General features: G+C 27.5%; 12 protein-coding genes. 5 read left to right on the forward strand and 7 right to left on the reverse strand.

Translation table 11 applies throughout. From position 1 onward, the window contains the following. Positions 1–472: 472 nt before the first annotated feature. Positions 473–994, reverse strand: coding sequence for a hypothetical protein (locus B3W71_RS03990; RefSeq protein ID WP_346887650.1), 522 nt, complete (start codon positions 992–994; stop codon positions 473–475). A gap of 305 nt (positions 995–1,299) precedes the next feature. Beyond that, entirely contained in the window at positions 1,300–2,769 is a 1,470-nt protein-coding gene (locus tag B3W71_RS03995) for a hypothetical protein (RefSeq protein ID WP_346887651.1), read from the reverse strand. A 198-nt stretch (positions 2,770–2,967) separates the two neighbouring features. Here B3W71_RS03995 and B3W71_RS04000 point away from each other — a divergent pair, with 198 nt between their 5' ends. Continuing rightward, positions 2,968–3,228: a hypothetical protein gene (locus tag B3W71_RS04000; RefSeq protein WP_346887652.1), complete on the forward strand. Its 261-nt coding sequence runs from the start codon at positions 2,968–2,970 to the stop codon at positions 3,226–3,228. A gap of 120 nt (positions 3,229–3,348) precedes the next feature. On the opposite strand, the gene B3W71_RS04005 is transcribed toward B3W71_RS04000, so the two are convergent. Further along, positions 3,349–3,675: a hypothetical protein gene (locus B3W71_RS04005; RefSeq protein WP_346887653.1), complete on the reverse strand. Its 327-nt coding sequence runs from the start codon at positions 3,673–3,675 to the stop codon at positions 3,349–3,351. Between the two features lie 713 nt (positions 3,676–4,388). Then, complete coding sequence (locus B3W71_RS04010) at positions 4,389–4,715, reverse strand: hypothetical protein (protein WP_346887654.1); 327 nt, start codon at positions 4,713–4,715, stop codon at positions 4,389–4,391. Positions 4,716–5,895: 1,180 nt separating this feature from the next. Here B3W71_RS04010 and B3W71_RS04015 point away from each other — a divergent pair. Next, complete coding sequence (locus B3W71_RS04015; RefSeq protein WP_346887655.1) at positions 5,896–6,429, forward strand: hypothetical protein; 534 nt, start codon at positions 5,896–5,898, stop codon at positions 6,427–6,429. Between the two features lie 271 nt (positions 6,430–6,700). Here the strand turns inward: B3W71_RS04015 and B3W71_RS04020 are convergent, their stop codons facing one another. After that, positions 6,701–6,985, reverse strand: coding sequence for a hypothetical protein (locus B3W71_RS04020; protein WP_346887656.1), 285 nt, complete (start codon positions 6,983–6,985; stop codon positions 6,701–6,703). Positions 6,986–7,352: 367 nt separating this feature from the next. On the opposite strand from B3W71_RS04020, the gene B3W71_RS04025 reads away from it, so the two are divergent. Continuing rightward, positions 7,353–7,568, forward strand: coding sequence for a DUF3955 domain-containing protein (locus B3W71_RS04025; protein WP_346887657.1), 216 nt, complete (start codon positions 7,353–7,355; stop codon positions 7,566–7,568). Between the two features lie 278 nt (positions 7,569–7,846). On the opposite strand, the gene B3W71_RS04030 is transcribed toward B3W71_RS04025, so the two are convergent. Together B3W71_RS04030 and B3W71_RS04035 are read right to left on the reverse strand one after the other, a co-directional pair. Then, entirely contained in the window at positions 7,847–8,071 is a 225-nt protein-coding gene (locus B3W71_RS04030; protein WP_346887658.1) for a hypothetical protein, read from the reverse strand. A 293-nt stretch (positions 8,072–8,364) separates the two neighbouring features. Continuing rightward, positions 8,365–9,669, reverse strand: a complete 1,305-nt coding sequence (locus tag B3W71_RS04035) for a hypothetical protein (protein ID WP_346887659.1) — start codon at positions 9,667–9,669, stop codon at positions 8,365–8,367. An 830-nt stretch (positions 9,670–10,499) separates the two neighbouring features. On the opposite strand from B3W71_RS04035, the gene B3W71_RS04040 reads away from it, so the two are divergent. After that, positions 10,500–11,600, forward strand: a complete 1,101-nt coding sequence (locus B3W71_RS04040) for a hypothetical protein (protein ID WP_346887660.1) — start codon at positions 10,500–10,502, stop codon at positions 11,598–11,600. 604 nt (positions 11,601–12,204) lie between these two features. Further along, the gene (locus B3W71_RS04045) at positions 12,205–12,588 is read left to right on the forward strand and encodes a hypothetical protein (RefSeq protein WP_346887661.1); all 384 of its coding nucleotides are present in this window, start codon (positions 12,205–12,207) and stop codon (positions 12,586–12,588) included. The last annotated feature ends 96 nt before the right edge of the window (positions 12,589–12,684 follow it).

A 12,684-nucleotide genomic window follows, 5' to 3' on the forward strand; every position in this document is an offset into this window, starting at 1 on the left:
AATATGACCAATCTAAAAAGTTAAACTTTTTAGATTGGTCATATTTTATATTTACATAGTAACCTTATATATATATAACATAAGTGGCAATGTTACTATACAAATTATATATCCTAATTTTTTAGAATCTTTTTTAGAAATGTATTCTATACCATTTAGAAATGAGATTATAGCAGGTGAAATTGAACAAAATAAAATTATAATTCTAAAGGTAGTCCTATTTTTATTTTCACTATAATAACAGATATAAAATAAATAAAATAACAATATAAAAGTCAATGTATTTAGTATTATCTTTATTTTTTAAATTTTCCCATATTCCCTCCTATTTAAAACTGCTTATTATTTTATTAGTGTTAGTATATAAATGTGGATACGAAAATTTAAACAAAGTAAAATGTAGATAAAAATAAGGATGGTCGTATCTAGCATCTGTTATGGATTTATACTCTAGATTAGTGACCCCCATATTCTATAGATAAAACATAAATAAGTATAGTTCATTTGTATCTTTATTTAAAAACATATATAAATAATCATCTGATTTTTGAGAAAAACTAAAGTAAATCTCTTCTGATGTTAATACTTGATTATAAAGCAAATCATTCAAGCGCGAAGAGTTAAACTTAAAGTTACCATTTCTAAATTGAGACGCTTCAATTATAATATAATAGCGATCTGAGGTGATAAGGGCCATATTATCTAAGCTTACATTTATATTGCTTGTATAAGTTAATTTAAATACTTCTGTAGAAGCACCACCAAAAAGGCTACCATCGTATGAATTATCCAAGCGTTCAAAGTTATCGGTTTCAGGCAGGTCAATTTTCCATTCAGAATTGATTTTTTCTATTGAAGGTATTAATTCATCTTTTAAAATACCATAGCCTGTTTTCAGAAACTTTATCATATACGAATCTTTATAGGAATACAAACTAACACATAATACAAATAATATTAGTGGAATTGAAATAAACATATACTTTCTTTTCACTTCAAAATATCACCTCTTTATATATAATTTAAAATTAAGATACATAGATAGGCTATCATATAATGAACTATATGTAAAATACTAACTATTTTTAAACTAATATACATGGGGTAAATATATTTTATGACAAGCTTTTTAAAATGGATATGATGGAGTTATAACAAGAAGTTTGAGTGGTTATAACATAGTAAAAATATAACTACACAAATTCTCAGCGAAATAATAATTATAAAGCTGTAATTACAAAGAGCTGTTTTAAAAACTAACTTAGAAAGTTAATTCTTAAAACAGCTCTTTTGCTACCTTTATTTCAAGTTTAATATTTTCCCATCTATACTTACACCATTACTCTTTAAAATCTTCTTATCATTTTCATTTAGATTACTGAAATATATTGTTAGTTCCTGATTCTTTTTATTGTAAATATAGTCTTTTACGATATGATTTTTAGCTTTCATTTCCTCTAGGGCATCCACTACACGCTTTCTCTTTCTATCTATCCTGCTACCCCTCCAGTAGATTCCAAAGGTTGTACTGGCTAAATTGCAGCTTGTCTCAAGAGGCTCATTGTTGATATAAGCTTTGTATCTCCTCATTTGAAGCCAAGTTGATATTTGCTTGGCATCCTTGCTAAAGGCATTATAAAGGTCATTACTATATTCAAAGGCACTTCTTTTCATTACCATTTCCTTTAGTAATCCACCTAGCTTTACCTTTACCATTTTAATTTTATTTTCTTCATAGATAGCACATTCTAAAAGAGATCCATTGATGGAGAACTTCTCATCACCAATACCTGAAATTGTACCCTTTAGATTAGAACTACTTAACTTTATATGAGATTCTATAAGATCGTTATGAGATTTCTCGCTATGAGATAGCCCCATTTCCTCTGCCACTGCATAAACACTTGTAATGATTTCCTCATCATTTACTATATTTCTAAAGTTATAGTAATAAACACAAAGGGCTACATCTAAAGCGTTCATGTATCTCAGGGCTTTAATAAGAGCTAATTCTGTAGCAAAGTTAATAGCCTCTATAGGATTACCATTTTTAAGTTCCAAATAGGACTTTTGCTCTAACTCAAGGATTATCTTGTCTATGGCCTCAGGTTCTGCCATTATCTCCATTTCAATAGGCTTTATAGCGCTTATATCCGTATATTTCTCTAAAGCTTTCATATCACCCTTGGAGTAGATAGTAGCTCTATTAGTGGTATCTACTAAAATGTTAGAAAATATAGTAGGCACCTTGGTTAATTCATTTTTTTCCTCATAATCGCATATATAGCCAGAGAACATTGTTAAAATATCATTTTTATAAGCAGCCTTTAAAGATCTCTTAGGAATTAATTTAATATAGGGAAAATCAGTAAGTAAAGAGCTTTGATTTTCCTTCCATGAAGTTATTCCCTTTATTATCATCATTTTATAATCATCAGGAGTATTAACCCCAAAGTAATCTTTAAAATCTTTCTTACTTCGCTCACCATTTAATACCTTCTCATATTCATGAAAAATAGTGTGGATCTCATCCTCCATTGCCCCTTGGTGCACATCATCTAAAGACTTTATCCATCTTTTTCTGGTATCTATACATCTACGCTTTATATTTATCATCTTCTCTTCACGCTGATACTTATTAGTCATTTCGTAAAAATCATCATTTAAATGATTTAGTATTATATTAAAGTCTTCATTTATACTTTTTTCATACTTACTTATAAACTCAGTTCCAATAAAAGTTTTAAATTCTACCATCATAGTATTCAATGGTCTCACCACCTTATGTTTTCATATACTACCCATTATTATAAACTAAAATAGGTAAGAGGTGAATACCACTATATTGTAAATTATTTGATTTAATAGAAACTATAGCATATAATTTTTATATAGATGGGACGTAATTATAAAATTTTATAACTTAATTACTTATTTAGATTAATTTTTTACATAAGGAGTGATTTTATGCTTAGTTATATTATCAGCATTGTTTCTGCGACTATACTTGCAGTGTGGACTTTTCAATTATTTTATAAGAAAAGAAAGGTCTATAACTTACTATTTTGCATAGTTTTTACGATTGATTTATTAAGAGTAATTGTCCTAGATGATTACCTTTACTTACATTCTAATGCTACTACAGTAATTACATTTATGCAGCTAGGAATTTTAATAGTTGCTATTACCTTATTTTCCCGAAACAAGTATAAGGTAAGTAAGAATTAGATAGTAGAATATGTTCTTTAAAAATTGAATAGTACAGTATTTAAGAATTATTTTTTTTAGCTTATTTTACATAGTATACTACTTCATAACATTCTTAAATTATAAAAATAAAGGAACACATCAGTGTGCCACTGCATCAATATTTACTTGACCATCACCAACTATTACAACTCTATGTGCAGGTGTAATAGGAACTAGATTATATTTTGGTGATTTCGGCTCTAGATATAAAATTTGTGTTGCAATGAGGTTTTCATTAAAAACGATGACATAAACACCCTTGTCTGAAATATTTTGAACATAATAAGAACCATCTTTTGAAGGATTAAAATCTGATATTCTATAAAAACCCTCTTTAAATACATTTTGGGCAAATGCAGGTGTTGAAATAGATGCACTAAATATAAGAGTTACTAAAATTAATAATACAATAGTAAATTTTTTCATAATCTAACCACCTTTCAGTCTTATTTTGTGTAATATCAATAAGAATATACAGATTTGTGGTTTAGGAAAATATGTTAGATATAGTCACCCATTTCATGTATAATATGTTTAAAAAAGATAATGTAAGTAGGTTAGAATAAAAGATGAAAAAGTATTTAATATCTTTAATTTCACTTTTTATAAGTATTACATGCATAGTTTCTTGTATTATTATGTATGATAAAACTTCAATGGGCTATCTTTCTTACTGCCAGTGGCTGGGGTATTCTTTAAAATTGGAATCACCACAGCACTTACAGTTTTTGTAATATCTTGCTATGAAAAATCAGAAGAAATTGTTAAAGAGTTAAAAGAAACAGAATAATTTAATTAATAAAATAAAAACACCGTAATATTCAAATCAGAATTTTACGGTGTTCTCGCGTCTTATAGAACCAGATCATTAAATTTTTATCTATGTTAAGCCCCTAAATCTATACATTAATTATTATAATATATATTACATATAAATAAGGGAGGTCAGTTTATGGGATTAATTACTTTATATAAGATTGAAAGTCTTGGAAAAATATAAGTTAATACTCCATATTCTGAAATGTTAAAACAAGGCATTATGATTATAAATTAAATAATTTCTTTAAATATCGCATATTCAACTTTGAATAGTGGTGTATTTCCACAATTTAGTTAAATTTTAATAATAAAGGAACGCATTAACGTGCCCCTGCATCAATATGTACTTGACCATCACCAACTATTACAATCCTATGTGCAGATGTAATAGGAACTAAATTGTATTTTGGTGATTTCGGCTCTAGATATAAAATTTGTGTTGCAATGATGTTTTCATCAAAAACAATAACATAAACAACCTTGTTTGAAATATTTTGAGCATGATAAGAACCATCTTTTGAATGATTAAAATCTGATATTCTATAAAAACCTTCTTTAAATACATTTGCTGCAAATGCAGGCGTTGAAATAGATGTATTAAATATAAGAGTTACTAAAATTAATAATATAATAGTAAATTTTTTCATAATCTAACCACCTTTCAGTCTTATTTTATGTAATATCAATATTAATATACAGATTTGCAGCTTTGGAAAATAGGTTAGATATAGGCACCCGTTTTAAATCCAAGTCTTTGGTAATACTTAATATTTCTTAATTAAAAAATAAAAAGCCATAAATCTAATTATGACTTTTTAATACTATAGTTTGAAAAATATTACACTTAATTTAATATAGCCCTGTCAATAAACTCATCTTCGTACATTTTGCTTCATTCATATTTAGAATATACATTCTAATATCATTCTTATATTCTTCTATATAATTATTAAATTCTGCTATTACTTTATTTTTTTATAGCTTGCATAAATAACAACTCTAGTTATAGCAACCATTACTACTATTATAATCATTATTATTACTTTTTTATTCTTTTTCATTTTGTCCTCCTCTATGTATGAAATAAAATATATTCGGAAACCCTCAAGTCTCCATTTATTTCAATGTTTTTGAATTATTGCATAGTAGTTTCAGAGTTTGCTTTATATAATAAATAACAAATGTATATAAAATTGTAATCTAATTTTATTCTAATTATAACATTAATTCCAATATATTGTACATAACTAGACAAAAATCGGCTCTCTTTCTTAAAATTCAATATTTTAATATAAGCTAACCTTATATTTACCGTTTCTTGATACAGTTTCACCCCTATAATGAGGACATACTTACTATAAATGGCTACTTCTTAATTAACCTGAGAACTTTCCCTGGAAATATATGTAATGAAATTGCAGCTTACACATCCTTAGAATACTATCGTCACATGTGACATTTTTTAAAATTATCCTCGTTATATCTTACATTTTAATATTATTACTTTGTCATAATAGACAGTTTCTATAAGTAAGTAACGAAGAAATCAATAAAATGAGATAGGCATCCAATATATAACTATTAGTGAGAAAATTTAAATACGAATTTTTACAGTACATATTTATACTATGCCTGCACAATTTCCATGGTTTTTAAAACAGTTTTAATTGAGACATATACTTCACTCCTTTTGTTAAGGATTGTGTGTTAAATACTTTATACAACAAAACGTGAAGTTTGCCTCTATTTTTTTATAAAAAAACAATTGTAAATGCATGTTATCAAATTTTCTCAACTATAAATAATAAAAATATAAGGAGATTTATAATGAAAAAATATCGTTTATTAATTTTTTTCTCTGCAATTACTTTAGGAATGTCTACATTTTATGGTTTTAATGCATATGGTCAAAGTAAAAATAATGAAAACATAGCTCAATACTCTGAACCCGTGGATCATAAATATGAAGATATTTATAATGATGAGAATAAAATAGCTAATAATATTAATTGTGATGATTACTATGACCCTTTATTAAGTAGAAATACAATTAAACGTACACAAAAAATTGAGGGATACTATGGGGCTGATAACTATTGGATTATAGATGCTAAGGAAGATGGAAAAATGACTTTAAGTTATGATTATAATTTTAATGAAAACGGTATGTATCAATTATTTTTATATACCCCAAATAAAGACATTGTAAAAATATTTGGAAATACATTCGGAAATGGTCACCAAAAGAATGAAATAGAACTAGATGTTAAAAAAGGAATTACTAGTATTATAGGATTTGGTTATAATGCTAATGCGGAAGTGGAAATCTCAATTGAAACATATGGGAATACTGAAATTTAATACTCAAAATGGCAGAGTGCAAATGCAACTTCACTTTATCCATGAGTATCTACATAGTTTTAGAGAATTTTTAAAAAGTAAAATATATAACAAAGCTACAAAATATATTGTTATATAATAAAATCTCACAGTGAAGAATTAACAAAGCACGTTAGTTCCTCACTGTTTTTTTATTTATATATGGTGAATACATTTAAAATATTTAGTTTTATCTAAGATTTAGACTCTTTTAAACCATAAAAATTATAGGCTATAGTTTGATTAAACTTTGCTAATTACCTATGTGTGATGTAAACCATAATCCTGATTTTGTTTTATACAAATCCATTACTAAAATGCGGTTATCTTCATAGAATAAGCAAACCATTACTCTACTTTTATCATCGGAAGTATATTCTAGATCTGCAGTTCCTTTTAACGTTTCTGTAAAATATCCATGACGTGAAGTGTAACGTCTTGCAACCCTTATTGGATTCGCATGTATGAATATAAATGATAACAAAAAATAAATAGTAATGGCTAAAGAACAAATAGTAGTTAGTTTCGGCTTTTTCATGTTCAATATCTCCTATCCTACGTACATTCATCATATATACATTTATACCATAAAAAATATAATATTTGAATCAATAACATGGCTGTAAGATTTATAAGTAGCTGAAGAGCTAGGAGTAAAACCAACAACGATGCAAGGATAGATAAAGAATTATAACAGTCACCAAAGGAAGAAGAAATAGCAATGTTAAAACTAAACGATGAAGATGATTATTTTAACTGTAAACACCTCTTTTAATGTAAAACAATTATAAATTCAATAATAAGGGTAAAAACTTAATGATAAACGATAAATTTTTGTTGCTATTTCAAATAATTTGATGTATAATATGCTTAAAGAAGATAATGAAAGTAGGTTAGAATAAAACATGAAAAAATATTTGGTATCTTTAATTTCAATTTTTATAAGCATTATATGCATAATTTCTTATAATATTATAGGTTCTGAAGTCCTTGCAGACGGAACTTTAGTAGAACCATTTTTCTTAATACCACTAGGTTGGTTATTCTTTGCAATTGGAATCATTGCAGGAATTGCAGCTTTTATAATATCTTGTGCTCGTAAACCAAAAGAAGTACAATAATTGAATTGATGAAACAGAAATACCGTAATATTCAAACCAGAATTTTACGGTATTTTTGCGTCTTATACAACCAGATCATTAACTAACATATAAACAGAGTTCTTTGCTTCAGAGGGGCTCTTTACTCCCACTGAAGCTTACTAACAAAATTCTTAGTATCAGCATTTTTGATACTTAAAAGTCGTTGTCCTTTATGGGAAATCGTTATCCAGGGGCGTAGCACCTCATAGCCTTGAATAAAGATTGATCACGTTATTTCCCATCCTATATACAACCCTTCATTGTAATAGCCTACAAATGACTCCTAAACCAACGAAAATTGCAGCTATGAATAGCATACCTGCTTCTACTTTTCTATTATTATTATAGCTATCCCTTGCATTTAAAATACTTACTAGAGAAAGTAGTAATAACATAATGGGCATATTCTCCCATACGCCTGTTATGTGTAATACTCCCACAATAGCAACTAAAATTGCAAATACTATTTCTATATACTTCAATTTTACCTACCCCTTATTATATAAATAATCTATAATTCATCTTATCCTACCATTAAACACCGACATACAAATCAACTATACTATAATCCATAATAAAAGTAAAAATAAAATAATTTTACCATAAATAACCCTTTGTTAATTAGCCTGATAGTTTACCCTAGTCATGTATGGTATTTTAATATTATTACTTTTTCATAATAGATAGTTTCTATAAGTAAGCAACGAAGAAATGAGATAGGCATCCAATATACAAGGTAATATATAAAAGCTAGTTGTAGTTTATTTGTACACATTTAATAATTTGCTAATTCACTTAGGGAATTAACGTTAATAATATGGGCTCCACTATGTATTCTTTGCATAAATGTTAACATTACATCTGTAGGTACTGAAATACACCCAGCTGTTGGGATTCCATTACTACAATGTAAGAAGAATGCACTTCCGTTGCCTACACCAGCATTATAATTTAAAGTAATTGCATAACGATATTCATCAGTATAACCTGCAAGATGTTCATTTCCATTTCCTCCGAAATCTCCTTCTTGCCATGTATTATAGTATGGACTATTTACATCTGAAATCCAATAACTGTTATTTGTTATTTGTTTATATGATAAATTAGTCCCTGGATTACCCCCAGTTCCAAAGGCAAATCCTAAACTATAACTACCTTTTGGTGTCCTTGAAGCATACTCTGATGCTTGTCCAACTCCTTGAGAACCTACAAAGCCACTTGTTTGTAGTACTGTTTGCCAAACTCCATTATTTTTTTCTAATAAATAAACTTGTGCTGAACTGCCACTTGCAACAACTCCAATTATTTGGTCAGTATATTGAGCAGTTGGAGACTGTGCTATAAAACTTTCTACACTGCCATTTTCGTAAGGATTATAACTTACTCCTCCACGTGAATATGAAGAATCTCCTCCATTTGAAGAACTTGTTACATTATAATTATCATTATTATTACTTTCACTAGGCTTTTTCTCATCATTCTCACTTGTATTTGATGGATTATTTTTAGCTTCTTCCTTATTAGCCTCTTCTTCTTTTTTCTTGGCTTCTTCTTGTCTCTTTTCTTCTTCAGCCTTTTCTTGAATTAAATTATTAGTACTATCTGTAAGTCCATCTATTTCTTGAAAAGCAGACTTGAAATCTTTATTAGATTTTAAGTTTTCTATTAGAGCTAATTTAGTTTCTATATCCTTTTTTGTATCATCATCTAATTTAGAAATATCTAACTCTTTAAAATTTCCTATCTTTGAATCTAATTCAGATAGATTAGATGCTTCTAAGTTAGTAATGAAATCATTTATTTTCTTATTTATATTTTCAGCTTTATTAAAATCTTTATATTCTATTGAAGCATTATATTCATTGATCAAATTTTCATATTCTTTAGCTTTATCCCCTAAAACTAATTTACCTACTCTATCTTCAGCGGACTTTTCTTGTTCCTTCATAGTAGCAACTTTAATTTCAATTTTGTGATTTTCTTCAGCTTTATAATAAGTAAAGATTCCTCCTGTAATACCTGCTACAGTAACTACTGATACAATGATTTTTGCTTTTTTACTCATTGTTTTATTTCCCATATTATTTTCTCCTCTATAAAATTATTTATGCTATCTTAATTATAACTAGGAATTTACCCTAATCATATACAGTATCTAATTATAACTTACATATCTTTAGAATACTATCGTCATATCTGACATTTTCAAAATCATGACTCTCGCTATATCTGACATTTCAGATTTATAACCCTCGTCATATGTGGCATTTCTTAAAATCATTACCCTCGTCACATCTGACATTTTTAAAATCGTATACTATCGTCATATCTGACATTTCTTAAAATAATCCTAGTCATATCTGTCATGTTTTAATAAATATAGGGTATAAACTTACATATTTTAGTTAAATAATCGGAATTTCTATCATTTATTGTAATATTTTTACTTTTAATTACTAAAAACCACCCTTTAATTTGTAAACTTTTTATGAACAACTGCTTACTTTTTTTGTAAAGTCGTAGGGAAATCCTCGTCATATCTGGCATAAATCGTGTTTTTAATCTTAACTTTTTCCGAAATCGTAGGAAAACTATCGTCATATCTGGCATAAAAAAATTTTAAATCGTGATTTTTCAAACTGACCGAGTAGTCAGGTAACTGAACATCAGTTATATCAATGCCTAACAAAAATCGTAGGAAAATCCTCGTCATATCTGACACAAAGCCATGAAACCCGCATTCTACCGTAAATTTTTTTTTGAAATCGTAAGAAAACTATCGTCATATCTGGCATAATTGAGAATTTTGCAATTGATTATAATATAAATTAAAATGGCCTTATACATATGGTTATGACTAAAAATATTATGATATCTAGCTTTACATTATTGAAAGGAGGTTAAGAAGAAGTGGCTACAAAACTATACAATTCTCATTTATCTACCCTCTTATTTGAGTGTAATGAGTACTATATTCTTGATACTTATATTTCTCTTGTGCATATAGCTAGTGAAGTTAATTCAAGATATTTAATACAAACCTACAGTGATTCTAAGGCTAATCTTATATCATTAGTAATGAAACATGTTAATGCCTCCTATAAGACTGTATATAACTGCGTAGAAACGCTAATTGCTAAAAATATATTGGCTTATGATGTGAACTTAAATAGTTGGATTTTAGTTGATATGGAGAATATGACTAGGGCTAAAAGTAATGATTCTACTGATGTTGATTCCTTATATAAATTAACCGGTTATACCTATATTAGAAATTTCTTCTTTACCCATGAGTTTGGAACTATGAAAGCTAGAGAAAAACGCCTTATTATATATATGACTCAATTAACCGATTCTAAGGCCTCAAATTTTCATAAAGATTTCTCTATGAATCTTCTAAAGCCTGGTAGCTCTTGGCTAAAGGTTTTAAAGACCAAGTGCAAGTATTATGCTAAGTACACCATAGAAAAGATGTTATATAAATATAATCATATCTTTAAAGATAACTCTCAAAACCTTAGAGCTGAAGATCTATCCCCTAATCAAAATAAGAGATTTAAATTTTCTTTTTCTTGTTCTTCTATAACTGATAAGAGGGATTTAGAAAATCAGGCCATAGACCTAGTTATTATTAATAATAAAAATGAATACAACCTTATTATAAGTAAAATTAACTTTGCAGATGTCACCTTAAGTAAAAAGCTTATTATGCACCTTATAAGAGCTATATCCAACCTTAAGGAATGGTTCTTAAAGGAAAGAGTAGTCCAAATAATAATTAATAAATATAGAGCAATACAAGTTCATAAAAGTAGAGAAAACATTAAATCTCTACCAGCCTATGCTGCAGCTGTAGTTAAAAGTGTTATAGAGGAATACAATAACTTTAAATCTAACATTACTTCAAAGAGCATAGCAAATTATGAAGTTGGAGAATACTTTGCAAAGCATACTGAATCTGCTATGGATGACTTGTTAACTTTAACAAAAAGTAACTTATCATTATTTTAGAAAGGCCCATTGACTTTAAAATTTAAAGTCAATAGGCCTATTGGTGTTTCTGCAATTTAAAAAAGTTTATAAAAAAAGAGATAGGAAGATTTATTTTCCTATCCTTTTTTTATTTTAAATATATAATTCAAAGCATATATGGAATTATAATGAATATTTTCATTCAGTTTCCAACCTTTTTTTTTGCCTTAATACCAAACTTTATGTAAAGTTATAAAAGTTAATATTATAGTTATTAAATTTGTTAGTATCTTTATAAATAAATATGTACTTTTCATTTAACTTTAAATGTGATAAAACTCCTCTTGTATCAATGGTTTTAAGAGATTTTATGTTCACGATAAACTGTATGTATATAATATTAACTGTAAGTATACTTAATTAATTGTAAGATAAGAAATAAACTAGATTAGGTCTTATGGTGGAAGGTGGCATCTAGGTTTTAAGTAATATTGTAAGCTTTGGATAATATGTATTCATTGGTGTTATATGTTATAATCCATATAAAGTTCTTGATAGAGGCAACTTTAAATCTCTAGTAATATATTGTAAATTATCGTTTTAAATGGTATACTACCTATAAAATAGAATATGGGGGTTTGAAATGAAAAGTGTAACTAAGATATTAGGTTTTATAGGGTTTGGACTTAGTATATTTGTGATTATTTTATTTATGTTACTAGCAATATTTGCACCAGGTTCTGATTGGAAACCACTTTTGTTTTTACTAGCAATTTGTTTACCTTTTATAATTTTGGGGTTAGTTGGTACAGTTAACTTTTTAAAAAAGAAAATATTATCCGGAATATTTATGATCTTAGCAGGTATAGCAACTGGATTTTTAGGTTTGATGAGTACTGCAGGTGGAAAACTGATAGGTGGTATAAATATGGCAGTTGGATTTATAGCTTGTATATTGTACATTGTAGCAGCAATATGTTGTTTTACTATTAATAATAAAAATAATAATATATCTCAAAGTACTTAGGAAACTAGGTGCTTTTTTAATACTAAAAAATGAGGTGATTAATATTAAAGAAGTAAGATGCCCTATTTCAAATTTGTAACAAAAAATACACATAAT

This window comes from Clostridium sp. UBA1056, from assembly GCA_002316385.1.
GTDB lineage: Bacteria > Bacillota > Clostridia > Clostridiales > Clostridiaceae > Clostridium_J.